The organism is uncultured Paenibacillus sp. (assembly GCF_963515335.1).
In the GTDB taxonomy this organism is placed as follows: domain Bacteria; phylum Bacillota; class Bacilli; order Paenibacillales; family Paenibacillaceae; genus Paenibacillus_I.
The window spans coordinates 1-24865 of the sequence record NZ_CAUPYC010000059.1 but is presented as its reverse complement, the minus strand read 5'-3'; the positions used below and the strand labels follow the sequence as shown (position 1 = coordinate 24865).

The window sequence follows — 24865 nt, the reverse complement described above, 5'->3', positions numbered from 1 at the left end:
CCATACGGTCGAATCGTTCGTCCATTCGGTCGAATCGTTCGTCCATTCGGTCGAACCGCTCGTCCATACCGTCCATCCGCGCATCCATACGGTCGAATCGTTCGTCCATTCGGTCGAATCGTTCGTCCATTCGGTCGAACCGCTCGCCCATACCGTCCAACCGATCATTCATGCGAATCAATAGTTCTGTTATTTGGTTCAATTGTTCTTCCATCCGCTCATCAACTCCTGTCTTCAGCATAGCATGGGGCGCTCACCCCTGCAAAACATATTTCGGGCCGGACGAGCCGGCCAATCGCAGTTCATCTTTCGGCTGAAACTTGTACGATTTGTAAGGCACCATCTGCCGGCCGTTGAGCCAACTCCCATTCCGGGAGTTCAAATCGCGGATATTAACCTCACCCGGGCAGCATTCGATTTCGAGATGGGTTCGTGACACGCCTTCGGCGAGTTCGACAATTTGTGAGAAGCCGGCCGTTCGGCCAATGACCGTTTTCCCCTTCGCCAGAAGGAACGAATCGGCAGTTCCCGCATGCTCGCGTAACAAGGTTATCAAGCCATCCATCCTTTCCTGACCGTCTTGCCGTCCGAGAAATACCGTTTCGTCCTTCGGCATATCCGGATCCGAGGCCTTGGCGGATATGGACAATTCCGGCTCCGTAAAAGATTCCCGCTCCGTTTCATCGCGACCCTGCCTCCACTTGACAGGCTCTTCACCGGCGGGAATGCGCCAGCGGGAAGGGACGTTGTCCCGGCCCGAATCGGCTTCACTGAAAACCGCGCCTTGGTTTCCGGTTATGTCATCCGCAAAAGAACCCGCGCCGACCCGTTTCCACACAAACAGGAAACCCCAGGCAATCAAAAGCGACAAGCCGAAGCTGACCAGGAAAAAAGGCACGCCCGGCGCCTCCATATAAACGAACCGCCAAACGAAAGCGAACGCGATCGCCGCCACCGCGCCCGTTAGCCATTTCGCGCGATCCGCATCGCCCCGCTTTGTGCGTAACGGCTCCCACTCGTCGTCATCCATATCGGTCACGGTCGGCAAACGAACGGCCTGACCGCCCGCCGTTTGGAAGCGCGGTGGCGATTCGTTTCCGGCCAACAGCCCCCAAATAGGCTTCCCTTGCTCATCCGCGCGCATCGGTTCGCCGCCGTGCGGCTCCCGCCGTCTTTCGGGCTCCGCACGCAGATCAACCTTCTCGCCCTGCCCGTTGCTTGCACCGAGGTTGCCTGTCGAGAAAGGCTGTCCGATTAAACCGAGCAGCCGCTCACGGACCGCGTTCAACGTCGCGCCTGTATCCTCCAAAATACTCAGCACCTTTTGCAGTCCATCGCCGTCAACATCGGGAACGCGCGCAATCCAGCGGACCGCCAACCCGAGCAGCGCTTCTTTCAAGGGACGGCCCGGGATCCCCTCACGCAGCGGCACATAAGCAAGTCTGATATCGTCCCAGCTCTCGCCGACATACATAAATTGATCGTCAAGCAGACAGCATGCTTCGCGAAGCAAATAATGGCGGCACTCGTCGACCGCTTCCACAACTCCGAGCAGCAGCGCGTAATAATCCGCCATTGAGATCGTACGGGATAACAGCTTTTGCGAAACCAAACGTTTTCCCGAAATAAGGTAGCGGAACGTAATGCCTCCGTCCACCTCAAGCCAGTCGACTGCAAGCAGCCGGGGAATCCGCTCCGCCTGCAGCATGTGCAGATCGATTTCATCCAAATCTGCGCGGGACAGCTCCGGTTCCCTGCGCAGCAGCATTTCATGTCCGCGCTGCATGGCAAAGTCAACGATAAACGGCTCCATGCCGAACCTCCTTTCCAACCGCAACAGAAAGCGCGTTTAACTTCGCCAAGGATTTATTGAAGCATCGGAAACTTTTCTCGATTGATGCATAAACCTGACTGCATGCGAAGCGGATTGCTTCACAATTCGGTAAGTCGCTCATCTGCGAAGGTCTCGGCAGAGGTTTATCCCGCCGGCTAGAAATACCACACGGCCGCCGCTCCGGGCATGACCGCCAGCATAAACGGAAACCGCAGCCGGCCTGAGGGCTTCCCGGTTTCTTCATCCACAACGATCCATGCGGCAGGCAAGGTCATGTTCAGGGCGATGCGACGGCGCACGAGCGGGCTGTCGAGCGTCAGCAGAACGATGCCGTACGCGCCTGCGATCAACACCGCATAAACGGCGTATCGCCATACATCGGAAGGGCCGACCCATGCTCCCAACGCTGCGAAAAGCTTCACATCGCCCGCGCCGACCGCTTTCAGCCCATAAAGCAGCAGTAACACAAAGAAGCCGACGACTGCTCCGAAGACAGCGTAAATAAATCCCTGCCAGCCGCCTGCCAGTGCTTGGAAAACGCAGCCTGCCGCAAACGAAGGGACGGTCAACCGGTTCGGAATGATCATAAATCGTACATCAAGCACGAAAGCCATAGACAGCAATACGAGCGCTCCCGCTTCGGCAATTGCCGTGTTCATGGCACTCCTCCTCCTTTTTTCTCCACAACGAAATGCATGCTCGCCGAAGTACCGACACGTCCCGTTACGGTCAACTCCCAGGTGCCGGGTGTGGTATTGCCCGACACAAGCCATTCCCACGACACCAGTCCGTCAGCGCCGACCGTTGCGTCGCCGACGTGCTTTGCCCGGCTGTTGCCGCTTTTATAACGAACCTGCAGCGAGACCGTCTCCCCCGGTGCGGCGGCGGCAACCAGCCTTGCCTTGCGGCCGGGCCGCAGCGGAGAAGGCTCAAGCGAGAGCAGCGTGATGGCGGAGCGATTCTGCTTTTCCGCATCCGCCGCGGATGAGGGACGCGGGTCGCCGATCCATACCCGCTCCTCCGCGCTAGCCGTAATTCGGATATAACGCTTCGTAAAAGGCAAGCCGAGCGGAATTTCATAGGCAAGCACAAGCCTGACATAAGGCTCTTCACGCTGCTGCAAATCGGGCAAGGATAAGCTGTGCAGGCTCACCCTTTCCGCCGAGAGAACCGAAGACTCGGCGAGCTCACGGGCAAGCGGCTCGAACACGGTGGCTGCCAGCGGCGTCGCTGCCGCTTCCCGTACAGGCTTCCAATCGCCTTCCAGCGCGGCGGCGACCAGCGGTCCGGCAGGCTCGGGAAGCCGTCTCGCCAGCTCGGCCGCAAGCGGACCGATATCCCCGAGGGGCAGCTGAGGCAATGCCGGCAAACTGCCCGCGGCGCCGCCGGCCGCCAGCGCGGCAGGGCGGATATGGGCCGCCGTCAGCCGTGACGCTTGCGAAGCGGCATCCTGAAGCGCCATTTGCAACGCGGCAAGACGAATCATAAAAATAAGCAAAAGCAGCGCAAACAGAAATACCGGCAGGACGATCGAGGCTTCCAGCGCCATGCTGCCCCGCTCGTCCCGCAATGCCTCAATACGAAGCGGCTGCGGTTCGCGTCGTTTCATACCGGTTTCCGACAACCCTTCCTCGCAAAATTCCGGCCTTGCCGAGCGATCGCATCAAACCGGGCAAAAACCACAATCTCACCGATGCCCTGACTTCCCCGGACACGGCCGCCGGCACCGACTGGAGGCCGTAGCCGGTGCCGAACTCGATCAATGCGGCAATGCGCGCCAGCTTCTCAGCTTCGTTAACTTGAAGCAATAAAAACAACCTCAAGTAATCCGCATAAGGCACCTCAATGTCCGCATATTTGGATAATGGGGTTGAGCCATTGGTAAACAGGGACGCCATATCCTCCATCGCTTTCTCCAAACCGTACAAAACCGCCGCGGACAATATGACCAGCGGATGTCCCATTGCGCGGAATCGGATTAGTCCTTCCATCGTCCTGATCGCCAGCCGTACGGTTAGCAGCTGTCTGAAAGCGCCAACCAGATTGGATGCCGGATCGTCCCGGCCGTATACGATATATTCGGTCTCTTGATTATGGACAGTCAGCGCGTGAGCCGCCTCGATCCCGGCGGAGCCGGCGGTTTCCGCGGGTCCGGCCGCCATGTACCGGAGCTTGCGGGGGTCGAAGGGAACAAAACGGTGAACGGCATACTCATTCACATAGAGTTCATCCCGCACTCCGTCCAGCATATCGGCCATCCCGCCGAACATTCCTTCGGCCTCGTTCATCGAATCCGAAGCCTCGGGCAATCGTTCCGACTTGTCCGGCTCCTCCTCTCCCGTCCCTTGTTCCGATCCGGCAGCGGCCTCGTTCCACCGGCCGTTTCTGTCCGACAGCTCTCCCAGCTTCCGAAATCCGTCGGCAGCCTCTCCGCCTTGGGGAAGCAGCGATATTTGTTGCAAAAGCTTTCGCGCCTCGCCCCATTTGGCATCCGCCTGCTTATCCAATGCTTGTCGCCGTTTATCCGCTTCCTGACCGCTTCGAATCATTTTTTCTCTCTCCTGAATACGGCCGCCGGGAGACAGATAAATGGATTCGTAATTCGCATACGCTGCGGCCAAGCTCGCCGCCCCTTCTTGGAGCATCACGCCCGAGCCGAGGTCGGGAGAAAGGAGCGCAGTGGATACCGCCGATTGAAAGCTCCCGGCTTCCGCGTCCAACGCCGCCAGCGCCGCACCCTGATCTTCAAGCTCTGAACGATAGCCGGCAAACCAGTCTTTCGGCAGCAGCAGCTTTCCCGCCCCGGAACGCACATCGGCCATGTCGGACTCTTGCGCTCCTGGTCCCCCGCCGCCGCCTTCCGCCCCGACCGATCGGCTTCCCCCAAGCCGGTCAAAGCCTGTTGCGTTCCCGGCGCTTTCCGCTTGCCGTACCGCGGTCTCCATGCGGCGATTCAGCGCCTCCGCCGCCTCAAGCTCTTGCGCGGCAAGCCGAAGCAACCGGCTGTGGGAGGCAGCAGCGGTTCCGGCCGATCGGCGAATGGCCGCAGCCGCAGCCCGCGCGGATTGCGCATAGTCCGCAATCGCCCGGTCATTAGCCGGTTCTTCCCCATCGGCACGCGCGGCGTCCGCCTGAATCCACTCCCGGTAGGAGCCGAAACCGCCTGCCACCGCAAAAGCCGTTCCCTCGCCCGCCGGCGCGGAAGCCGAACGGCCCGCGGGAATCAGCCCGTTTAGCCCGGACGAGGAAACCGCGTTGGACGCATCCTTCTGATAAGCCGCGGCGGCCAGCAAGCGGGCTTGCCGCTGATCGTACAAAGCCCGAAGCTCTTCAAGCAGATTGACCGTCCGCGACGCTTCCTTCATCGCACCTGAGAGCGGCCGGAACTTGGCGGTCAGCTCCATCGCGAAATCGACCGGGGCTTTATATTTCATTTCCTCCATTATCTGCCGCCTGAGTACATCGTGCCTGCCGAGCGGAGCGCCGGCGTTGACACGGGCGTCCTCCACCCGAGGATCCAATAGCCGAAACGCCTCATCCGATTCCGATTCCGATTTCGATTTCGATTCCGATTCCGATTTCGATTTCGATTCCGATTCCAATTCCAATTCCAATTCCGATCCTGATCCAAATCCCGATGCCGCCGAAAGCGAACCGCCCACTGCCCGTTGAAAAATGCCGTCGCTCTCCGTACCCCCTCTGCCGAACAGACCGTATCTGGCATACAAACTGTCGTCATAAGCGGAGAGCACGGATCTCACGCCCGCATAAGCCGCCGTTTCCGTCATTTTCTCAAATGCGTAAATTCTGGCATAATCGATGAGAACCGACATGAACAGAAAAACAGCGGCGGCGGCCGAAATCATATAAACCGACACGGAGCCCTGCCCGCTCCGGATAAAGCAACCACCCCGCCTCATGGCGTTCCTCCATTCCATGCGCCGATTCGCGAATTCATCGTTCCGCTCCTGGAGCAGAGCCCGGCTTCCGCTCGTTCAATATGGCCGCCGCCTTGGCGCGTTTGCCCGCGCCCGCGCGGCCGCTGCCGAATTTCGCCGCGTAGTATCTCGCCAAATCTACGTTCCGGATGAATTCAACCGGATCCACGATGACGGCAGACGCCTTGACCCGGCTTTCCGATCTTCCGGTAAGCCTTGCTATTTGCCCGATCACAACGGATGAAGACAAGCTGACGGCAACCCGCCGAAGCAGCGGCTTCCGTTCGTATGCCATCTCACCACGATAGGTAAACGCGATCCGGCCGGCGGCCGGCTTCATTTTGCGCACCGGCAGCGAATCGACAGCCGCAGCATCCGCCTGCGGTACTGGCAGCGCCAAATAGCCCCCGGACCGGTCACCCCCAAAAGATCCGAATATGCCTTCCGGCATATCGTCATCGCCCAGCCTCCAATACAAACCGTCATAACGGCCCTCCGGCGCCATGCCGGTAACCGGGTCACGGCTGCTGTTGTCCCACCGGAAGGCGGCCCTTTCCGCGGCCGCCGATGCGGAATAATACAAAACCGCCCGCTCGTACACAAGCAAACTCATCAGCATCAGCAACAGAACGGATATGAACACAAACGGAAAAACTGCCGATGACTCCAACACCGCGCTTCCCCGTTCATCCCGCCAAATTCGCCGCCCCGCCGCGCGGTCAATCGAATATTTTATCCGCTTGCTCATCCGCTTTACCCATTAAATTCTCGACGAGTTGAACGATCCAGTCCTTGAACAGCAAAGCGATAATAATGACGACGGCAATAATCAATATGACCTCAAGCGTGCCGAGCCCTTCCTCGGATCTCCATAGCCGCCGAAGCGGCCCTCTCCACAACGCGGACAGCATTCGTCTCCTCCTTGTTCTCATCCGTTTCTTCGGTCAAGACACCGACAATAAAGCGGGAGCGCCGACCAGTACCATAAGCAGCATAAAAATGCCCACCAGCGGAAAAGCGAGCTTGGAGGATGCCTCCTCGCCGCGCATGCGCGCCACCGCCTTCCGCTTCTCCCACAAGGTGAACGACAGCTCCCGCAGCGCCAAAACAAAGCTGTCGCCTCCTTTGCGGCAATTGAGCAGCAGCACCGCCGTAAAAACCGCCGCTTCCCGCACCCCGCACCTGCGGCCGAAGCCCTCCATGGCATGCCCGAACGGCTCCCCATTGCGGACCGAGTGAAGCGCCCGCCTGAGCTCGCCATACAGCGGGTGATCCGGACTGCCGTTCGCCATGCACCGGAACAACGCCTGCTGAACCGTCTCGCCCGCTCCGACGAGCAGCATCAGCGTTCCGAGCAGATCGGGCAGCGCCTGCACGATCCGCCTGCGGCGTTCCTCCACCTTGCGGTATAAAGCGCGAACGCGGGCGGCCGGCAGCAGAACGGCCAGAACCAATCCCATCGTCAGAAGCGCAGGTTCATCCGTCGCGGAGCCCAGAGCCGCCATGACGGTAAGCGCCGCGTAGCCCGACCCGGCCGCGCCTGCCAGCCACCGCTTCCCGGCGGCGGCATCCATCTCTTCACCGTGCAGCAGCGCGAGCTTCGCCTGGATCGACGCCGTGAAGCCGGAAGCCGCCGCAAAAACATTCGCTCTCTCAAGCAGAAACAGAAAAGGCATACTGAATAGAAGATCTTCGGCGGCGGCCGCTCCCGTCACCATCTCACCCGCAGTTTGCTTGATCCGTTCCAAACCGGCCGACACCCCTGCCGATAACCATACCGCCACCAATATCAACGCCAAGACAACCATCCGCCGGCATTCCCCCAACCAACGTTTTCTCACACTTCAAACGACGTCCATTTACGAATCAGATAGATGCAGCCGGCAAGCATCATCAGCGCCGCTGTGACGACCGCATATCCGGTTCCACGATGCAGCGGCGCCATATAATCCGGGGCGGCCCATGACAAAACGGCCATAAACACGAAAGGCACCGCCATCATAATGCGCGCCTCGAACCGTTTCTGCGCCACCATGACGGAAATTTCCCGTTCGATTTCGAGCTTCTCGCCGATTGCCCCGGCCGTTCGCCGGACGATGGCCACCATGTCGCCTCCGGACCGTTTGGCAATGGCGAGCACGTCGCAGAACCGGGCGATTTCCTCCAGCCTTACACGATCGCTGAAAGCGCGAAGACAAGCCTCAAGATTGTCGCCGTTGCGGATGCCTGCCCGGATCCGTTCGAACTCCAGGCGCATTTCCGTTCGCGGATCGGGAAAAACCGTCCGCAGCTCGTCGGACACCGAAGCGACCGCATTTTCGACCGACCGTCCGGCAGACAGAGAGGACGCGATGGACTGCAGCGCCTCCTTGAACTGCAGCGCGATTCGCCGCTTCCGCCAAAGGGCAAGCTCCTTCCGCAACCATCCCGGCGCCGCGAAACCCAATGGACTGAACAGCAGCGCGATCCAAACCGACCTGTAAAACAGATATCCCGCCGCAAAACCGGCCAATCCCCCTGCCGCCAACGCCGCTCCGTATTGCAGCCGGGAAAGCCGCGTCATGGCGATTCCCCTTCTGCCGCCGGCTCGATACCGAGGCCGGCAAGCCGCCATTTCCGCATATGCGCAAGCCGGTTGCCGGTCGGCACCAGGCGTCCGCCGACCTTGCCGTCACGCCCATGCTCCTCCTCAAACCGGAAAAGCGGATTGAGCTCCACCGCTCCTTCCCGATACCCGGTCACCTCCGCGATGTCCGTCACCCGGCGCGTGCCGTCGCGCAGCCGGGACAAATGGACAAGAATGTCCAAAGCCGACCCGATGCTCCCGCGAATGGCGGAAAGAGGAAGCTCCGACGCGGACAGTACCATCATTTCCAAGCGGGCCAGCATATCCTTAGGACCGTTGGCGTGCGCGGACGTAAGGCTGCCGTCATGGCCCGTATTCATCGCCTGCAGCATGTCGATCGCCTCACCTCCGCGGACTTCGCCGACGATAATGCGGTCGGGCCGCATCCGCAGGGAAGCCCGGATCAAATCGCGCACCGTTACTTCGCCCCTTCCTTCCGTGTTGGCGTTGCGCGTCTCCAGCGATACGAGATTCGGAACGTTCCGGATTTGCAGCTCGGCGGAATCCTCGATCGTAACCACCCGTTCATCCGGTGGGATGAAGCTCGATAGCGCGTTAAGAAATGTCGTTTTGCCGGTTCCCGTTCCTCCGCCCACCAGAATGTTGTATCTGGCCCGAACCAGTCCGGCAAGCAGGCCTGCGGCCTCCATCGAAACCGCGCCGGCGTCGACCAGGCCCTCCATCGACAAAGGCCGCTCGGGAAATTTGCGGATCGTCAGGATCGGCCCTTGCAGCGCGACCGGCGGCAGCACCGCATGGACGCGCGAGCCGTCGGACAGCCTGGCGTCGACGATCGGCGACGATTCATTCACGACCCGGTTCACGCCGCCCACGACGGCCTGAATCAAATCCTCGAGCCGCTCCCTGCTCTCGAACGCGCGGTCAACCTTTTCGATCAACCCTCCCCGCTCGACAAAAATATGTTCGTGGCCGTTAATCATAATTTCCGTCACGGTCGGATCGTCCAGCAACGGCTGCAGCAGATCCAGTCCGCGAAACGAATGAAACAATCTCCGCACCGCCTGATGCTTGGCGGACGCCGTCAGCGGATTGGAATCGGACCACTCGAATACGACGCTCTCCACCGTCCCGAGCAGCTCGTCGTCGGTCACCGCTTCGTGGAGATCGAGCCGCTCCTTAATACGGCCCCGCAACAGCCGCGCCGTTCCCTCTCCGATCACCGGACTCCTCTCCCTTCAAGCCCATCTTCCCCAGCAGACCGGCGGCGGCGGCGCGGTATGTCCGGGAGGCGAGGAGCCGGCCGGGCTGCTCCAACATGCGCCACTCGGAAACATACGGCAGCTTTCCGAATACCGGAAGATTGCCGCAGACGGATGATCCCGCCGCACCTTCGCTTTCCATGTGCCGGCAAGCGATATAGCGTATATTCCGCTCCGTGTCTCCGAATCGTTCCGGCCATGCGCGCCGGGCGAAGGCCAGAGCCGATTCGGTTTTGCGCAGGGACGGCAGTTCCTGCGACACCAGCCACAAAATATGCCGGCTCCGTTCAAATACAGCCATATGGGCTTCGCGAAACGCGCTGTCCAAATCAACGACGACGAGGTCGTAATCCCCCGATTCGGCAATCGTCTCCAGCAGTTGGGACGTGTCCTCCGCCGGCAAGGCAAGCTTCTCCTCGGGGAGCGTATCGCCGGCAAAATAATCCGCCTTCAGTACGGAGTGATGCCGGCGCAGACGCTTGAACGCCGCTCCCGCTTCGCCGGGATGCGACTTGAGCGCGTACAGCACCCCGGACAGCCCCTCTTCCCCCTTGGAGCCGCCGGCGCCAAGCAGCAGGCCCGTCGCGTCGAACGGCTCCAGGTTCAGGTAGAACACATTCTTGCCTTGCAGCGCGGCTTGATGGACCAGATTAAGGGCTGCGGTCGTTTTGCCGATCCCCCCGACCGGTGAATAAACGGCTATAACCGCCGTGCGGCCGGCCCCGGATGTCCTCAGCCTAACGACCGTTCCCCCGCCCTCGGCGCGCACGGCGGTCAATTGCCTGAGCAGCCGCGGCACGGCCTGAAACTGCAGCACCTCCGTCCAGCCTTCCGCCGCGCCGGCCGCTTCTCCAGCCCGCCTCACGAGCAATGCCTTCGGGATGCCGGCGCCGTGCGCTTCGGCTTCCGCAGCCAGCCACGGCTGTACAAGCAGCAGGTCGACCGGGTAACCGCCCTTCAAATACTGCTTCAAGGATGCGGCGGAGGAAAAACCGGTAACCCGCCACTCCTGCCCGAACGGTGACGACCGTATATAGTCGGCCAACCGCCGGATGTACTCCCGCTCGCGTACAGCAACCGCCAATTGAAACATCTTCGTCCCTCCCCAGCTTCCGAAACGCAAAAAAGCACCGTTCACGCCCGCAGCATAAGCCGCAGGCCGTGAACGGTGCTTCCGTTCCGGTCATTTGGATAATTGTGGTTCTACTTTAGCACAGATTCAAAATACAGTCAATACGGGCATTGACCCCGAATATGTCTCTTGGCTCAGACCGCCTTTCAGCTTTACCAACTTTACTTATTCCACTACAATGTGTAGTATAAAATTACTGGCAGGGTTTCACACTTGAAGAATCCGCAGCAATAATGTTGCTTAGCCATAGAGATGGGGGGCCGAAGGATGTATCGTTTTTTGGAGCTTTTGATGTTTTGGGCGCGAAGGCAAGGCGATTCCCATATTTATCATGAGCGTTCCTCATTTTCGTTCAGAAAACAGTTGAAAAAAGTATTGTCCCCGAACAATCTGGCTTTCCTGGCACTGTCCGGAACCATGTTGTTTGTCATCTTGGCAGAGGTATTATATGTTGCCGTGCTACTTATCGTTTCCCTACTCTCTAATGGGAGTCAGGTAATTTGGGAAATTCCTAACCAACCCGACCCGGTTGCCGTTGTGCAATATGTTGTAAAATCATTGCCGGTTCTTTTAAGCGCCACAGGTAAAACTTTTCCTCTTACCTGGAATGCGTTCTTGTTGTGGTTGCTGGGGCTCGGAGTTTATGCCGCCGCTATATTAGTTTGGGCGATCAGCGTATTTCGAAACATAGTCGTGCACGACTCGCCTGCGAAGTCAGTTTGGGTTGTGGTATGGGGCTTGCTTTTTGCTGCGATCGGTCTTCATTTCGGATCACTTCTTAAGTAAATTAATGAGGAAGGATATACTAAAATAGTGTTGCGGCTTTTCTACAATATATGTGCGATAAGGAGTGATTTCAATGTCAGATTTGTTCCGTAACCTGTTTAGAGGACACGGCGGACATCATGGCGGGCATCACGGCGGGCATCACGGCGGGCATCACGGCGGACATCACGGCGGGCATTATGACGATGAATACGATGATCACCATCATTATCGTCGTCAACGACATGATAATGTTTATAGAGAACCTAATGATGTGCCTCCTCAGCGGCCTGCATCCGCCCCGAAAACCGGGTATGCCCTTATTTGTCCCAATTGCGGGAAAGAGAACGATGCGAATCATAAGTTTTGTACCAATTGCGGCAACAATATTCAACCGCAACCGACAACCTGCCCTAATTGCAATGCGTCTGTACCGAAAGATGCAGCCTTTTGTCCGAATTGTGGATTAAGATTAAAGAAATGAGTTTTTGAACAGATGGCGGCTGATAAGTACGCGCTTATGAGCCGCCGCGAGATTTATTTCTGCATTTTGCTCCAGTCGCTCAGAAACTTCTCGATGCCGATGTCGGTCAGCGGGTGCTTCCACAGCGAAGGCAGCAGCGAGCCTGGAATCGTCGCGATGTGCGCGCCGGCCAGAGCGGCCTGCTCGACATGCGCGATATTGCGGATGCTGGCGGCGATAATTTCCGTCGCGAAGCCGTAGTTGGTGAGGATGATGTTCAAATCCTGGACAAGCTTCATGCCTTCCGTGCCGATGTCGTCGAGACGGCCGACGAACGGACTGATGAAGGTCGCGCCCGCTTTGGCCGCCATGAGCCCTTGAGCCGCGGAGAAAACAAGCGTGACGTTCGTCTTGATGCCCTTCTCGGCCAAAGCATGCGTCGCAAAAAGGCCGTCCTCGGTCATCGGCAGCTTAATGACGACGTTCGGCGCCCATTCCGCGATTTCGAACGCTTCCTTCAGCATGTCGTCCGCTTTCGTGCCGATGACCTCGGCGCTTACGGGACCGGAAACGATGCCGCAGATTTCCTGGACGACTTCCTTGAAATCCCGGCCTTCCTTCGCGACCAGCGACGGGTTCGTCGTTACGCCGTCGACCAGGCCGAGCTTGGCGATCCGCTTGATTTCCTCCACATTGGCCGTGTCCAAAAAGAACTTCATGATCCCTCTCCCTCACATTTTTATTCATTTACCAACATATTCATTATGAATATTTTTCAGCCGAAAAACAAGCCGATTTCACGCTGCGCGCTTTCCGGCGAATCCGAGCCGTGCACGATGTTGCTGTCCACGATGAGGCCGTAATCGCCGCGGATCGACCCAGGCACCGCTTCGGAAGGGTTGGTCGCGCCGATGATCAAACGGGCGTTTTTCACCGCCTGCGGCCCTTCCCATACCATCGCGAATACCGGTCCGGATGTGATGAAATCGACCAGCTCGCCGAAAAACTTCTTCTCCCTATGCTCCCCGTAATGACGCTCCGCCAATTCACGCGGGATCGTCATCATTTTGACCGCGGCCAGCTTCAGTCCCTTGTTCTCGAACCGCGACACCACCGCGCCGATCAGCCCTCTGCTTACGCCGTCCGGCTTCACCATCACAAACGTCTGCTCCATCCTGCCCAACTCTCCTTATCGTCGTGTTTCCTGCATGCAGGCGATACTCTATCGAAAAAGCTTGCCGGCCGCCGTTACTTGCGGTACAGCTGCTTGTTCGGCAAATAATGAAGCGAGCGGATATGGCGGATCGTGCGCGTTTTGGCCCGCATCACCATCGAATGCGTTTCGGCCCGCTGGTCGGGCAAATAGCGGACGCCGCCGAGAAACTCGCCGGACGTGACGCCGGTAGCGGCAAAAATGACGTCGCCGGTGCCGACCATATCGTCCATCGTCAGGATGCGGCGCGGATCGCTGATTCCCATCGCGACGCAGCGCTCGAACTGCTCGTCGTTCTCCGGCATGAGCCGGCCCTGGATTTCGCCGCCGAGACATTTGATCGCCGCGGCCGCGATGACGCCTTCCGGCGCCCCGCCGGAGCCGACGTACAGGTCGATGCCGGCTTCGGGAAAACACGGCGCCATCGCGCCGGCCACATCGCCGTCGGACAGGAACTTGATGCGGACGCCCGCGTCGCGAAGCTCGGTCAGGATCGTTTCGTGCCTCTTCCGGTCTAGCATCATGACGGTGAGATCCGACAGCGGTTTGTTCAGCGCAAGCGCAGCCTTCTCCACCGTAGTCCGCACCGGATCCTTCAGGCTCAGTTTGCCGGCGAGCGCCGGTCCGCAGGCGAGCTTCTCCATATACATGTCCGGCGCGTGCAGCAGCTGCCCTTTGCCCGCAACGGCAAGCACGGCCATGGCGTTGTTCAGCCCTTTGGCCACGATCTCGGTCCCTTCAAGCGGATCGACGGCGATGTCGACCTCCGGCCCGTTGCCGCTGCCGACGTTCTCGCCGATGTACAGCATCGGCGCCTCGTCCATTTCCCCTTCGCCGATAACGACCGTCCCTTGAACGGACACCGAATCGAACATCCGGCGCATCGCTTCCGTCGCCGCCTCGTCGGCGCTGTTCTTGTCGCCGCGTCCCATCCAAGGGGAAGCGGACAATGCCGCGAGCTCGGTCACACGCACCAATTCAAGCGCAAGCTCTCTCTCCATGCGAAAGTGCCTCCTGTCCGTTGTTAGCGTTTCTCCGGCATTTCATTCAACCAGCGTAAAATGATGGCGGCCGTCTCCTCGATGGAGCGGCGTGTAACGTCGATCCTTTTGCAGCCGACCGTTTCCATGACGTCGTCGGCAAATGCAAGCTCTTCCGTGATGCGCTTCTCCGACGCATAGGACGCCGTTTCGGGCAGGCCCATCTCCCTGAGCCGCTCGCTGCGGATCAAGGCCATATGTCCGACTTCCATCGTCAGGCCGACGATCAGCTTGCCGGGCGCGGCGGCCAGCTCTTGAGGCGGCCTCACCTCGGGAATGAGCGGCAGATTCGCGACGCGAATGCCTTTGTGGGCCAAATAAATGCTGAGCGGCGTCTTCGACGTGCGCGACACGCCGATCAGCACGACCTGCGCCTGCAGCAATCCGCGCGCATCCTTGCCGTCGTCGAACTTTACCGCGAACTCCACCGCTTCGATCCGCTTGTAGTAATCGTCGTCAAGCGTATGCAGCAGGCCGGGCTCGCGCTTCGGACTGCCGTTGAACGTATCGATGTAGGCCTGCATCATCGGGCCGAGCACATCGACGGCGCGAACGCCTCTTCTCGCCGCTTCCTCGCGCATCATCTCGCGCAGCTCCGGCTGGACAAGCGTGAAGGCGATAAATCCGCCCGTCCTCGCCGCTTCCTCCACGACCTGAACGATCTCGTCCTCGTCCTTCACCGGCGCGTAGCGCTTGAGTCGGATTCGCTCCCCGCCGAACTGGCGCATCGTCGCCTGCGCAACCGCTTCCGCCGTCTCCCCGACGCCGTCGGAGCATATATAAATCGTCTGCTGTTCCGTCATGCCTTCCCGCCGCCTCCCCAATCCGCCGCCGACACGATATCGCCGAGCCAACCGACGACGTGCGTTTTCGTAATCCAGCCGGTCGTCTCCCGCCCGCCCTCCGATTCACGCACGACGGGCAGGCAATCCTGCGCGTGCGCGATCATTTTGCGGACGGCGTCCGCCGCATAATCGTCCGGATGAACCGTGACGAAGTTGGGAAGCCGGGTCATGACCATGCTGACCGGAATGGCATCCGCATTGGGATTGCCGAGCGTTACCTTGAGCAAGTCCTTGGGCGTTACAAGGCCGACGAGCTTTTGCGCGGTGTCGACGACCAGCAGCGTGTTTACATTTTCCGTAAAAAGCGCCACGACCGCATCGTGCACCGATTGCGTTTCCGCCACATTGACGGGCACGGCTTGTACGTCCCCGACCTTGAGCGTCCTGTAGGCGGCGAGCGCGTCGCCCCCGCCTTGGTAGGCCGTTCCCGGAAAATAGCCCACCTTCGGCTTCGCGTCCAGCAGCCCCAGCATGACGAGCAGAGCCAGATCGGAGCGGAGCGTCGGCCGGCTCACGCCAAGCATTTCGGCCAGCGATTCACCCGTAATCGGGGCGTGCCGTTTGACCAGATTCAATATTTCCGTTTGCCTAGCCGTCAGTTCGATTGCCATCCCCACCTGTATCCATGTTAAGCTGTTATCGTTAAATAATGTAGCACATAAAAATATAATACACAATAATTATAGGGATTCAATGATATAAATCACTTCGCGAAGACGAAGTCGATTTTTGTCATGCCATTTTGAAGATATAGGTTGTGCTAATTGTCGGGTGATGCTAAAGAGCATTAACGGAAAAAGCCCGGTTCGCCGTGACCCGCCATCGGGGGCGAGTACATGCGAAACGGGCCTTGATATTCAAACGGGCAGAAACCGGCACATTTCCCTATTCCGTCATCGCCAGGAATTGCGCGACATCCGCCTCGGTGCCGGCGGCGGCTTCCCGCCAGAAGGCGGTATCGTCCAGGCGGACGCCGAGATGCTTGCGCGCCAGGTCCTCGACGGTCATGCTGCCCGTGTCGCGCAGGAGCGCCACATAACGCGGGGCGAATGCCGGGCCTTCCGCCCTCGCCCGCGCATAGATGCCGGCGCTGAACAAGTACCCGAAGGTGTACGGGAAATTGTAGAACGGCACATCCGTCAAATAGAAATGCAGCTTGGACGCCCAGAAGGTCGGATGAGCGAGGCCCAATGCTCCCGCATAGGCTTCCCGCTGCGCCTCCTCCATCATCGCGCTCAATTCGTCCGCCGCCACAAGGCCGCCGCGCCTCCGCTCGTAGAACCGTGTCTCGAACAAGAACCGCGCGTGAATGTTCATGAAGAACGCGACGGAGCTTTGCAGCTTGTCGTCCAACAGCGCCAGCTTCTCGTCCTTGTCCTGGGCCGCCTGCACGGCGTAGTCGGCGACGAGCGACTCCGCGAAGGTCGAGGCGGTTTCCGCCACGTTCATCGCATATTCCTGCGCAAAAAGCGGAAGATCGTTCATGACATGCTGATGGTAGGCATGCCCCAGCTCGTGAGCGAGCGTGGAGACGTTGTCCGGCGTGCCCGAATAGGTCATGAAAATCCGCGTCTGCCCGCTGACCGGCAGCGACGTGCAGAACCCGCCCGGACGCTTGCCGCTCCGGTCCTCCGCTTCGATCCATGCGTCCCTGAAAGCGCGCAGCGCGAAGTCCGCCATATCCGGGCTGAACGCGCGGAACCTGTCCGCGATCAGCTCGGCCGCTTCATCGTAAGGCACTTTACGGGACGCCCGGCCTACCGGCGCGGCCACGTCGTGCCAGTCAAGCCGCTCCAGGCCGAACAGCTTCGCCTTGCGCTCCATGTAACGCACGAGCGCGGGCTTCCCTTCGCCGATCGCCGCCCACATCGCTTGAAGCGTATCTTCGCTCATCCGGTTCATTTGCAGCGGCTCCTTCAGCACCGAATGCCAGCCGCGCCGCTCGTACAATTTGAGCCGGAAGCCCGCGATCCGGTTCAATGCGTCGGCGCACAGATCCGACTGCCTGCCCCACTCCTCTTCCCATGAGCGAAAAGCTTCCGTCCGCACGCCGCGGTCGCCGTGCGACAGCAAGTTGTGCAGCTGCCCGGCCGAGTATGCCTTCTTCTCGCCGGTTTCGTCCGCCGCCTCGAACCGGGCGCGCCCCACGATCGTGTTGTTGTACAAGTCCCCCCAGCCGTGATAGCCGTTCACGGCAAGCTCGCCGGCCAGCGCTTCCTGCTCGGGCGGCAGCTTCTCCTTCGCGGATTCCCGCCGCTCGTTCACATAGAACGCGGCGGCCTCGGCCGGACCGCCGGCCAGCCATTCGCGCCAAAGCTCCTCGCTTGCCGAGCCGAGCGCCTGATCGTAGGCCGTCATGACGCCGTGAAAGTCGGCCAGCACATTTTTGACCCGGTCGTCAAGCGCGACCGCCCGGCGGTCGGCCGCATCGGCCGCCGTCAAGCAGCCCGTGAATGATTCCGCCTCCCGCAGCCTCGCGAGCACCGACTGGGCCTTTTCCGTCCATTCCGTCAACCGGCCGGCGGTGACGTCCCGCGCTTCCTTCAGTGACGCGGAGAGCGCTTTGATGTCCTGCTCCAATTGCTCCAGTTCACGGGCAAAGGCTTCCGAGCCCGAACCGCCTTCGTAGATCGAATCCAATTCCCACCGCATCGATAACGCTGCCATGCGATCGCTCCCCTGCACCTGTTCTCGACCCGATTCCGGTCGGCATGAAGAAGGTCCGGCCCCCGCGTTTGCGCAAATCCGGCCGGCGTTGTATAACTTAAAGTATAACACGACAATCGGCTTCCATCCCAGCAGCTGGAAACCGCAAGGAGGAATTTGCATGGCCGGACCGTTACAAATATCGCCCGACACCGCGATCAAGCTGTCCAAGCAGCTGAATGTGCCGATTGAGCACCTTATGCATATGCCCCGTCATATCCTGCTTCAGAAGCTCGGAGAGCTGGCCGCCGCCGAAGCGAAAAACGCCCGGGGCGAAGCTCCCGTATCGGACAAACCGCCGGAGGACCCCCAAACATGATTCCTTTCGAACGTGCATGGCCTTACGACCGGATCATGGACGACATCTATGTGCCGGCCTGCCCGTTCTGCGGCGCCGAGAACGTACTCGTCCCGCTTCGCCCGCGCGAGCTGGACGACATTCGGACAGGGCGCAAGAAGCTGCTCGTTTTTCCCTGCTGCCGCGGCAAGCTGACCGTGCTCGACGCCGACCGCGATTACCTGCTCACCGACACCGATTTGCGCCGATGAGAAAAAGCCTTTCGCAGAGCCGCAGGTTCCGTAAACCTGCAGCCCTCGAAAGGCTTTCCTGCGATTGCTCCGCCGCCGGACGGATTATGCCTCCTCGACTTCCTCGGGAAGCTCCATTTTTTTGGCGAGCATGTCCTCGCGCAGATTCTGCCACTGCTCGCGCGAGGCGCGGATCATGCCGGCGTCCGCAATTCTTTTGTCGTTAACGACGCGCGCGAACCATTTGACCGCCTCGTAAGGCTCGTCCACCCTTTTGTGCAGCTCTCCGAGCAGAAACATCAGGCGCGCGCTGTTAAGCGACTCGCCTTCGGTTTCGTACACCTTGATATAAGCCTCGAGCGCAAACCGCAAAAACCGCAGCTCCTGCTCTTTATTGTCCTTATACCGGTACAGCCATGCGATGTGATGCAGCAGGCCGGCGATCACCCGGTCCTTCTCGCCTACCGCCTGCGCGCATAAAAGCGCCAGCTTGTATGATTCCATCGCTTGCTCCCATGTACGCTCTCCGCCGTAATCGCGCGGCGCCCAACTGTTGCCGAGCTTGTTGTAATAGAAGCTCTTCTGCCGTTCGTTCAGCCTCTGCATGGCGTTCTCCGTCGAGGCGAAGCCGCACATCGGGCATACGCGCACCACATAGTAATCGGGGTTCACTTCTTCCTTGTACCACATGCAGAAATCGGTGTCCGTCCTGATCGCTTTCTTGAAGCTCGGGCGGACGCGGGAGCTGAGATACGGGCTGTCGCAGCAGACGCATGTGATTTTGGCCTGGAATAAAGGTTCGATCACGCCTCTATCCCTCCTCGCCGTCGCCGGTATTGATGAAATGATACGCGGGTCCCGACAGCCGCTGCAGCACGAGCGTTTGCAGCTCCTCCGGCAGCCCGGATTCGGCAAGCGCCCCGCGCATGCAGCCGAGCCAGGCGTCCGCGCGCTCCTTCGTAATCGGGAACGGCAAGTGGCGCGCCCTCATCATCGGATGACCGTGCCGGTCGGAGTAAAGTGACGGCCCGCCGAAAAATTGGGTTAAAAACATATATTGCTTCTCCATAACCGGCGTGATGTCCTCCGGAAACAGCGGCGACAGCAGCGGATGGGCCTGGACCCTCGGATAAAAAGCTTCGACGAGACGCCGCACGGCAGGTGCTCCGCCGATCGCGTCGTATATGTTATTATAGGCGTTCATAGATATACGCGGCTCCGTTCTTTCTAATCTAAATTCGTGAGCAATACCGGAATTCGACATCCCGGTTCATTATATCACACATTGGTCCCCATGAGGCGGTGATCGTGCATTGTATTTCAAAGTCGTTTATGAGATCGTCATGATTTTGCTGATGCTGACTTACGGTATCATCATCGTAGCACCCAAGGATGCACAACCGCAAATAAGCAATGAGCAGCTGGAATTTTTCGATTGGACGGTAATGGTCATTCTGGCCGTCGATTTCGCCGTGCGGATATGGAAAACGGACAACCGCAAAGCATTCCTGAAAAAAAACGGCTGGGAGCTGATCGCGCTCATTCCGCTCGATCCTTCCTTCCGGCTCATCCGGCTGCTCCGTTTCATCCGGCTGATCGCTTTCATCCGCACATCGCCGCTTGTCTGGCATTTGATCCGGCAGCCGGCGCTGCTGCGCATCCTCGCCTTTACTGCTGTTGTCATGACGTGGAGCTCCTTCGGCATTTACATGCTCGAACGCGGCGAGAATGACAATATCCGGAGCTTCGGCGACGCCGTCTGGTGGTCGATCGTCACGACGACGACGGTCGGCTACGGCGACATATCGCCGGTATCGCTCGGCGGGAGGATCATCGCCGTTTTTCTGATGATCACGGGGATCGGCATGATCGGCACGATTACGGCCAATCTCGCGACCCATTGGATCGAATACAGCTCCAAGAACGCGCATGAGCCGGACGCCGTGGAGGAAGTAAAGCAGCAGCTCAAGGATTGGGTGGACAGGCTGGAGACGCTCGACGACCGGGAATACGAGCTGATGCGCCAGACGATGGATTTGGTGCGGCAAACCGGCAAGCCCGATGAAGAAAAAAAGGCGCCGGCCGAAGAAAGTCGCTAGCCGCCTATCGATGCAACGGCTGGGGCGTCCGGCATCGCACAAAAAAATGCAGCCTTTCCTCATTCAGAGGAAAGGCTGCATTTTTCCATCATCATGCTATTCGCACCAACCGAACCGAATGCCCGCCGGCAGACGGTTGTCCGGATTAAAAAATCAATAGCTTTCCCAGTCTTCCTCCCCCGGACTGACCAGGGACTGCTGGATCACATACACGAAAGCGCAAACAAGGATGCCGGCGACAATACTCATCACTCATCACTCCATGTGGTTCATTATGGTCTAATTGTACCATAGCATTGTCGAAAAAACAGCCATTTTTGCAAGCGTTTTCTTTACATTTAGATTACAATTTGTTACGCGCCGGCGCCAGAAAAAAGGGATGATTGTCCCAAGCCGGACATACCTATCAGTATGACGACTCGTCCCGGGGAGGTTCCCATGCTTCGTTATTGGCTGCGTCCCGCTTCGCTGCCGGCACTTTTATGCGCCGCGCTTCTGCTGCTAGGGCTCTATTATCCCGCCGCTTCCCTGAACGCGTCCGTGCGCGGCCTCACGATCTGGTGGGAGGTGCTGTTCCCCGCGCTCTTTCCGTTCTTCGTCCTCTCGGAGCTGATGCTCGGCTTCGGGATCGTGCATTTTTTCGGCACGCTGATGGATCCGCTCATGCGGCCGCTTTTCAGGCTGCCCGGCATTTCCGGCTTCGTCGTCGCAATGGGTTATATATCCGGCTACCCGGTCGGCGCCCGGCTGACGGCCCAGCTGCGGGAGCGCGGACAGATCACCCAGGCCGAAGGAGAGCGGATGGTCGCCTTTACGACGACGTCGGATCCGATCTTTCTGATCGGCGCCGTATCGGTCGGGTTTTTTCACAACGCCGCGCTTGCGCTGGTATTGGCCGCCGCCCATTACGGCAGCGGGCTGATCATCGGGCTGCTCGCCCGCTTCCACGAGCCGCGCGCGCCGGGCACTCCGCCCGCGGCCGCGAAGCCAGGCAGCCGGTTTCTGCTGTCCGCCGCCGTGTCGGCGATGCATGAAGCGATGCAAGCGGACGGACGGAAGCTGGGCCGGCTGCTGCAGGACGCGATCGGCTCGGCGCTTCGGCTGATGACCGTCGTCGGCGGCCTCGTCGTTTTTTTCTCCCTCGTCATGGAGCTGTTGACCAAAGCCGGAACGCTCGACCTTCTGGCCGCCGGGCTGCAAACGCTGCTGGATGCCGCCGGACTGCCGCTCCAGCTCTCGGCTTCGTTCGTGAACGGCCTGTTCGAGGTGACGCTGGGCGCCAAATCGTCGGCCGAGACGGGCGCTCCTCTCGTCCACCAGGCCGCAGTCGCCGCATGGGCGCTGTCCTGGGCCGGACTCTCGGTGCACGCGCAAATCGCCAGCATTCTCAGCCATACGGATCTTCGGTATAAGCCTTTTCTTATCGCCCGCGCGGTGCATGGCATCCTCGCGTTCGCGCTCGTCTACCTGCTCTGGGGATGGCTCGGGCCTTGATCTCCGGCGCCGCCGCTTTCGTTGTAATTCGACGTTATTTTCGTTATCATCAGGATAGACAGATAACGGAAGGAGCCGATCCCTTGAAATATGTCGTAATCGACCGCGGCGATCATTATTCGAAGCGGCTGGTCGAGAAGTTCCACGAGCTGGCCGCGGCCAAAGGGTTCGAACGGGACGACGAAGAGCCGGAGAAAGTCATTTCCATCGGGGGCGACGGCACGCTGCTTCAAGCTTTTCATATGTATGTCCATAAGGTGGACGAGATCAGCTTCGTGGGCGTACACACGGGGCATCTCGGCTTTTATGCCGATTGGCAGGGCCATGAGCTGGAGGAGCTGGTCGAGAAAATGGCGGAAGCCGAGCCGCGCTACGTCCGCTACCCGCTGGCCGAAATCGAGCTCGATACGCCGCTGGGCGCGGCCCATTATATGTCGCTTAACGAATTCACGCTCAAGGGCGTGGACGGGACGCTCGTCGTGCAGATCAACATCAACGACGAGCTTTTCGAGATGTTTCGGGGAGACGGGATCGTCATCTCCACGCCCTCGGGCAGCACCGCCTATAACAAAAGCCTCGGCGGCGCCGTCATTCATCCGTCGATATCCTCCCTGCAGCTCGCCGAGATCGCCTCGATCAACAACCGCGTCTACCGTACGCTCGGCTCGTCGGTCGTTCTGCCGCAGCATCATCATTGCGACATCATATCGAGGAAGGATCAGAGACTGCTGCTCACCGTCGATCATATCAACATCCAGCGCAACGACATCCGTTCGATCCGGTGCAACGTCTCCGACAAAAAGGTGTGCTTCGCCCGCTACCGCCCCTTCCCGTTCTGGAACCGGGTACGCGAAGCGTTCCTGGACTATGACGTGAAATGAAGGAATTTCTGCTCTATTTCCGCTTCGTCAAGCCTTACCGCAAGCTGGTCGCCTTAACGCTGCTGATCGGCGCGCTGAAGTTCGCGATTCCGCTGCTGCTGCCGCTTTTTCTGAAATATGTGCTGGACGGCATTCTGCTGCCGCCGATACCGGTGGAGGATAAAATCCAGCAGCTTCTCACCGTGATCGGCATCGCCTTCGTCGTCTTCGTCATCGTCCGTTATCCGATCGAATATTACCGGCAATATTTCGCCCAGCTGACGACAAGCCGCATCCTGTTCGACCTGCGCAACCGGCTGTACGCGCATCTGCAGCGGCTGTCGCTGCGATTCTATCAGAACCGCAAGTCGGGGGAAATCATTTCGAGGATCATGAACGACGTCGAGCAGACGAAGTCGATCGTCGAAACCGGCATGATGAACATCTGGCTCGACATGTTTACGCTGACCATCGCGCTCGTCATCATGGCGAACATGGACCCGCTGCTCACGCTCACGGCGGTTCTCGTGCTTCCGTTCTACGGCTATGCCGTCAAAAAGCTCTACAAGCGGCTCCGCGGCTACTCGCGCGCCCGCTCGCAGGCAGTCGCCGAGATGCAGGGCTACCTTAGCGAGCATGTGGGCGGCGTTCCGGTGGTGAAAAGCTTTACGCTGGAGCAGTACGAGCAGGAGCAGTTCGGCGCCAAAAACAGCCGGTTCCTGGAGCGGGCGCTTGCGCTGACGCGCTGGAACGCGCTGACCAACGCGATCATCAATACGCTGACGGAGGTCGCTCCGCTGCTGGTGCTTGCTTACGGCGGCTATCTGGTCGCGGTCGGCGATCTTACGATCGGCGGTTTCGTCGCCTTCTACGGCTATCTGGACAGGCTGTACATGCCGCTGCGGCGGCTGGTCAACGCCTCGACGGAGCTGACGCAGGCTTCGGCTTCTTTGGAACGGGTCATGGAGCTGCTGAATGAGAAGGAGGACGTGGCCGATATGCCTGGCGCCTCGCCGATCGGGGAAGCGCGGGGCGACATCGAATTCCGCGGCGTCTGGTTCCGCTATAACGAGAACTCGGAATGGGTGCTCAAGGATATCAATCTGGCGGTTGAGCCCGGCCAGACGGTCGCGCTCGTCGGTATGAGCGGGGGCGGCAAATCGTCGCTGATCAGCCTGCTGCCCCGCTTTTTCGATATCCAGCAAGGGGAAATCCGGCTGGACGGGCGCGATGTCAGGAGCCTCACGCTGCACAGCCTGCGCTCGCACATCGGCATCGTGCTGCAGGACAATATCCTGTTCAGCGGCAGCGTGCGCGAAAATATATTGCTCGGCGACCCGTCCGCCGCCGAGGCGTCGATCATCGACGCGGCGAAACGCGCCAACGCCCACGATTTCATCATGCAGCTGCCGAGCGGCTACGATACCGAAATCGGCGAACGCGGCGTCAAGCTGTCGGGCGGCCAGAAGCAGCGCGTCGCGATCGCGCGCGTCTTCCTGAAGGATCCCGCCATTCTGGTGCTGGATGAAGCGACGTCCGCGCTCGATCTCGAGTCCGAGCACCTGATCCAGGAGTCGCTCCGCGAGCTGGCGGCCGACCGGACGACGCTGATCGTCGCGCATCGCCTGTCCACGATTACGCACGCCGACCAGATCATCGTTATCGAGAACGGCGAGGTGGCGGAGCGCGGCAAGCACGACGAGCTGATGGCCGCCGGCGGCGCCTATGCGCGGCTGTTCAACGTCCAGCATCTGTGAAAATCGCGATAGTACGCAGGAATGCAAGAAAAGCACCCGAAGCGGGTGCTTTTCTCGTATTCCGGTCGGCGTCGGTTTTTCGGCCCCTGCTGTTTACCACGTTCGTACCCTTGTACGATGCAAGTACGTACCCTTGTACGATCCAGGCCGGTCCCTTGTACGATCCAGGCCGGTCCCTTGTACGATCCAGGCCGGTCCCAAATGGATCGCCACCGTTCGCTCAGCTCAAATGCGATGCCGAACGACAACGCGTGAGGCCTGAGGTGCGACGGCGCTTCGGCGCGGGACACCGGCGCAAGGTGCAAAACCTGCACCTTGTTTTCGCCGTTTCTCCCGTTTTGGCCC

The 24865-nt window shown here is 59.6% G+C and carries 26 protein-coding genes and 1 pseudogene; 8 read left to right on the top strand and 19 right to left on the bottom strand.

What is annotated here, in order from left to right; translation table 11 throughout:
• The 11 genes and pseudogenes from RWM61_RS16040 to RWM61_RS15990 form a co-directional block, all read right to left on the bottom strand.
• Positions 1–214 (bottom strand): annotated as a pseudogene (locus RWM61_RS16040) (hypothetical protein); the annotation flags it as partial.
• Positions 215–253: 39 nt separating this feature from the next.
• Positions 254–1813 (bottom strand): DUF6382 domain-containing protein, encoded by a 1560-nt coding sequence (locus RWM61_RS16035; RefSeq protein ID WP_314002598.1) that lies wholly within the window; start codon positions 1811–1813, stop codon positions 254–256.
• 176 nt (positions 1814–1989) lie between these two features.
• Positions 1990–2493 (bottom strand): A24 family peptidase, encoded by a 504-nt coding sequence (locus tag RWM61_RS16030; protein ID WP_314002596.1) that lies wholly within the window; start codon positions 2491–2493, stop codon positions 1990–1992.
• Positions 2490–3443, bottom strand: coding sequence for a TadE/TadG family type IV pilus assembly protein (locus tag RWM61_RS16025; protein WP_314002594.1), 954 nt, complete (start codon positions 3441–3443; stop codon positions 2490–2492). The genes RWM61_RS16030 and RWM61_RS16025 overlap by 4 nt, the downstream gene beginning before the upstream one ends.
• Positions 3409–5754, bottom strand: coding sequence for a hypothetical protein (locus RWM61_RS16020; protein ID WP_314002592.1), 2346 nt, complete (start codon positions 5752–5754; stop codon positions 3409–3411). Before RWM61_RS16020 ends, RWM61_RS16025 begins: the two co-directional genes overlap by 35 nt.
• A 34-nt stretch (positions 5755–5788) precedes the next feature.
• Positions 5789–6520 carry a pilus assembly protein gene (locus RWM61_RS16015; protein WP_314002591.1) on the bottom strand — a complete coding sequence of 244 codons (732 nt, stop codon included), beginning with the start codon at positions 6518–6520 and terminating at the stop codon, positions 5789–5791.
• Positions 6492–6683, bottom strand: a complete 192-nt coding sequence (locus RWM61_RS16010) for a Flp1 family type IVb pilin (RefSeq protein ID WP_314002589.1) — start codon at positions 6681–6683, stop codon at positions 6492–6494. The genes RWM61_RS16015 and RWM61_RS16010 overlap by 29 nt, the downstream gene beginning before the upstream one ends.
• A gap of 33 nt (positions 6684–6716) precedes the next feature.
• On the bottom strand, positions 6717–7571 hold the full coding sequence (locus RWM61_RS16005; RefSeq protein WP_314002587.1) for a type II secretion system F family protein: 855 nt from the start codon (positions 7569–7571) through the stop codon (positions 6717–6719).
• A gap of 38 nt (positions 7572–7609) precedes the next feature.
• A complete protein-coding gene (locus tag RWM61_RS16000) occupies positions 7610–8335 on the bottom strand; it encodes a type II secretion system F family protein (RefSeq protein WP_314002585.1) in 726 nt (241 codons plus the stop codon).
• The gene (locus RWM61_RS15995) at positions 8332–9576 is read right to left on the bottom strand and encodes a CpaF family protein (protein WP_399538825.1); all 1245 of its coding nucleotides are present in this window, start codon (positions 9574–9576) and stop codon (positions 8332–8334) included. The genes RWM61_RS16000 and RWM61_RS15995 overlap by 4 nt, the downstream gene beginning before the upstream one ends.
• Positions 9536–10711 (bottom strand): hypothetical protein, encoded by a 1176-nt coding sequence (locus RWM61_RS15990; RefSeq protein ID WP_314002580.1) that lies wholly within the window; start codon positions 10709–10711, stop codon positions 9536–9538. Before RWM61_RS15990 ends, RWM61_RS15995 begins: the two co-directional genes overlap by 41 nt.
• A 306-nt stretch (positions 10712–11017) precedes the next feature.
• Here RWM61_RS15990 and RWM61_RS15985 point away from each other — a divergent pair, with 306 nt between their 5' ends.
• Positions 11018–11536, top strand: a complete 519-nt coding sequence (locus RWM61_RS15985; protein WP_314002578.1) for a hypothetical protein — start codon at positions 11018–11020, stop codon at positions 11534–11536.
• Between the two features lie 73 nt (positions 11537–11609).
• The gene (locus tag RWM61_RS15980; protein ID WP_399538820.1) at positions 11610–11999 is read left to right on the top strand and encodes a zinc-ribbon domain-containing protein; all 390 of its coding nucleotides are present in this window, start codon (positions 11610–11612) and stop codon (positions 11997–11999) included.
• A gap of 53 nt (positions 12000–12052) precedes the next feature.
• Here RWM61_RS15980 and fsa read toward each other — a convergent pair whose 3' ends face one another.
• From fsa to RWM61_RS15950, 6 genes are all read right to left on the bottom strand, one after another.
• Entirely contained in the window at positions 12053–12697 is a 645-nt protein-coding gene (gene fsa, locus RWM61_RS15975; protein ID WP_314002575.1) for a fructose-6-phosphate aldolase, read from the bottom strand.
• Positions 12698–12753: 56 nt separating this feature from the next.
• The gene (gene ndk / locus RWM61_RS15970; RefSeq protein WP_314002573.1) at positions 12754–13152 is read right to left on the bottom strand and encodes a nucleoside-diphosphate kinase; all 399 of its coding nucleotides are present in this window, start codon (positions 13150–13152) and stop codon (positions 12754–12756) included.
• Between the two features lie 74 nt (positions 13153–13226).
• The gene (gene glpX / locus RWM61_RS15965; protein ID WP_314002571.1) at positions 13227–14192 is read right to left on the bottom strand and encodes a class II fructose-bisphosphatase; all 966 of its coding nucleotides are present in this window, start codon (positions 14190–14192) and stop codon (positions 13227–13229) included.
• A 23-nt stretch (positions 14193–14215) separates the two neighbouring features.
• A complete protein-coding gene (locus RWM61_RS15960) occupies positions 14216–15034 on the bottom strand; it encodes a pyruvate, water dikinase regulatory protein (RefSeq protein WP_314002569.1) in 819 nt (272 codons plus the stop codon).
• Positions 15031–15687 carry a CBS domain-containing protein gene (locus RWM61_RS15955; RefSeq protein ID WP_314002567.1) on the bottom strand — a complete coding sequence of 219 codons (657 nt, stop codon included), beginning with the start codon at positions 15685–15687 and terminating at the stop codon, positions 15031–15033. The genes RWM61_RS15960 and RWM61_RS15955 overlap by 4 nt, the downstream gene beginning before the upstream one ends.
• Before the next feature lie 274 nt (positions 15688–15961).
• A complete protein-coding gene (locus RWM61_RS15950) occupies positions 15962–17743 on the bottom strand; it encodes a M3 family oligoendopeptidase (RefSeq protein ID WP_314002565.1) in 1782 nt (593 codons plus the stop codon).
• 160 nt (positions 17744–17903) lie between these two features.
• On the opposite strand from RWM61_RS15950, the gene RWM61_RS15945 reads away from it, so the two are divergent.
• A complete protein-coding gene (locus tag RWM61_RS15945; protein WP_314002563.1) occupies positions 17904–18101 on the top strand; it encodes a YycC family protein in 198 nt (65 codons plus the stop codon).
• On the top strand, positions 18098–18331 hold the full coding sequence (locus RWM61_RS15940; protein ID WP_314002561.1) for a hypothetical protein: 234 nt from the start codon (positions 18098–18100) through the stop codon (positions 18329–18331). The genes RWM61_RS15945 and RWM61_RS15940 overlap by 4 nt, the downstream gene beginning before the upstream one ends.
• 84 nt (positions 18332–18415) lie before the next feature.
• Here RWM61_RS15940 and RWM61_RS15935 read toward each other — a convergent pair whose 3' ends face one another.
• A complete protein-coding gene (locus RWM61_RS15935) occupies positions 18416–19117 on the bottom strand; it encodes a DUF2225 domain-containing protein (RefSeq protein WP_314002559.1) in 702 nt (233 codons plus the stop codon).
• 4 nt (positions 19118–19121) lie between these two features.
• On the bottom strand, positions 19122–19514 hold the full coding sequence (locus tag RWM61_RS15930; RefSeq protein WP_314002557.1) for a globin: 393 nt from the start codon (positions 19512–19514) through the stop codon (positions 19122–19124).
• A gap of 109 nt (positions 19515–19623) precedes the next feature.
• Here RWM61_RS15930 and RWM61_RS15925 point away from each other — a divergent pair, with 109 nt between their 5' ends.
• The 4 genes from RWM61_RS15925 (at position 19624) to RWM61_RS15910 (ending at position 24520) form a co-directional block, all read left to right on the top strand.
• Positions 19624–20409 (top strand): potassium channel family protein, encoded by a 786-nt coding sequence (locus tag RWM61_RS15925; protein WP_314002555.1) that lies wholly within the window; start codon positions 19624–19626, stop codon positions 20407–20409.
• 438 nt (positions 20410–20847) lie between these two features.
• The gene (gene ylbJ, locus RWM61_RS15920) at positions 20848–21903 is read left to right on the top strand and encodes a sporulation integral membrane protein YlbJ (protein WP_314002553.1); all 1056 of its coding nucleotides are present in this window, start codon (positions 20848–20850) and stop codon (positions 21901–21903) included.
• Between the two features lie 83 nt (positions 21904–21986).
• The gene (locus RWM61_RS15915) at positions 21987–22784 is read left to right on the top strand and encodes an NAD kinase (protein WP_314002551.1); all 798 of its coding nucleotides are present in this window, start codon (positions 21987–21989) and stop codon (positions 22782–22784) included.
• The gene (locus RWM61_RS15910; protein WP_314002549.1) at positions 22781–24520 is read left to right on the top strand and encodes an ABC transporter ATP-binding protein; all 1740 of its coding nucleotides are present in this window, start codon (positions 22781–22783) and stop codon (positions 24518–24520) included. Before RWM61_RS15915 ends, RWM61_RS15910 begins: the two co-directional genes overlap by 4 nt.
• Positions 24521–24865: the final 345 nt, after the last annotated feature.

Coding starts and splice junctions, on each gene's coding strand:
- RWM61_RS15910 (WP_314002549.1), top strand. CDS start 22,781: ATGAAGGAATTTCTGCTCTATTTCCGCTTCGTCAAGCCTTACCGCAAG.
- RWM61_RS15930 (WP_314002557.1), bottom strand. CDS start 19,514: ATGAACGCCTATAATAACATATACGACGCGATCGGCGGAGCACCTGCC.
- ndk (WP_314002573.1), bottom strand. CDS start 13,152: ATGGAGCAGACGTTTGTGATGGTGAAGCCGGACGGCGTAAGCAGAGGG.
- glpX (WP_314002571.1), bottom strand. CDS start 14,192: ATGGAGAGAGAGCTTGCGCTTGAATTGGTGCGTGTGACCGAGCTCGCG.
- RWM61_RS15940 (WP_314002561.1), top strand. CDS start 18,098: ATGATTCCTTTCGAACGTGCATGGCCTTACGACCGGATCATGGACGAC.
- RWM61_RS15945 (WP_314002563.1), top strand. CDS start 17,904: ATGGCCGGACCGTTACAAATATCGCCCGACACCGCGATCAAGCTGTCC.
- RWM61_RS16015 (WP_314002591.1), bottom strand. CDS start 6,520: ATGAGCAAGCGGATAAAATATTCGATTGACCGCGCGGCGGGGCGGCGA.
- RWM61_RS16030 (WP_314002596.1), bottom strand. CDS start 2,493: ATGAACACGGCAATTGCCGAAGCGGGAGCGCTCGTATTGCTGTCTATG.
- RWM61_RS15960 (WP_314002569.1), bottom strand. CDS start 15,034: ATGACGGAACAGCAGACGATTTATATATGCTCCGACGGCGTCGGGGAG.
- RWM61_RS16025 (WP_314002594.1), bottom strand. CDS start 3,443: ATGAAACGACGCGAACCGCAGCCGCTTCGTATTGAGGCATTGCGGGAC.
- fsa (WP_314002575.1), bottom strand. CDS start 12,697: ATGAAGTTCTTTTTGGACACGGCCAATGTGGAGGAAATCAAGCGGATC.
- RWM61_RS15985 (WP_314002578.1), top strand. CDS start 11,018: ATGTATCGTTTTTTGGAGCTTTTGATGTTTTGGGCGCGAAGGCAAGGC.
- RWM61_RS16010 (WP_314002589.1), bottom strand. CDS start 6,683: ATGCTGTCCGCGTTGTGGAGAGGGCCGCTTCGGCGGCTATGGAGATCC.
- RWM61_RS16035 (WP_314002598.1), bottom strand. CDS start 1,813: ATGGAGCCGTTTATCGTTGACTTTGCCATGCAGCGCGGACATGAAATG.
- ylbJ (WP_314002553.1), top strand. CDS start 20,848: ATGCTTCGTTATTGGCTGCGTCCCGCTTCGCTGCCGGCACTTTTATGC.
- RWM61_RS15990 (WP_314002580.1), bottom strand. CDS start 10,711: ATGTTTCAATTGGCGGTTGCTGTACGCGAGCGGGAGTACATCCGGCGG.
- RWM61_RS16020 (WP_314002592.1), bottom strand. CDS start 5,754: ATGAGGCGGGGTGGTTGCTTTATCCGGAGCGGGCAGGGCTCCGTGTCG.
- RWM61_RS15955 (WP_314002567.1), bottom strand. CDS start 15,687: ATGGCAATCGAACTGACGGCTAGGCAAACGGAAATATTGAATCTGGTC.
- RWM61_RS16000 (WP_314002585.1), bottom strand. CDS start 8,335: ATGACGCGGCTTTCCCGGCTGCAATACGGAGCGGCGTTGGCGGCAGGG.
- RWM61_RS15950 (WP_314002565.1), bottom strand. CDS start 17,743: ATGGCAGCGTTATCGATGCGGTGGGAATTGGATTCGATCTACGAAGGC.
- RWM61_RS15980 (WP_399538820.1), top strand. CDS start 11,610: ATGTCAGATTTGTTCCGTAACCTGTTTAGAGGACACGGCGGACATCAT.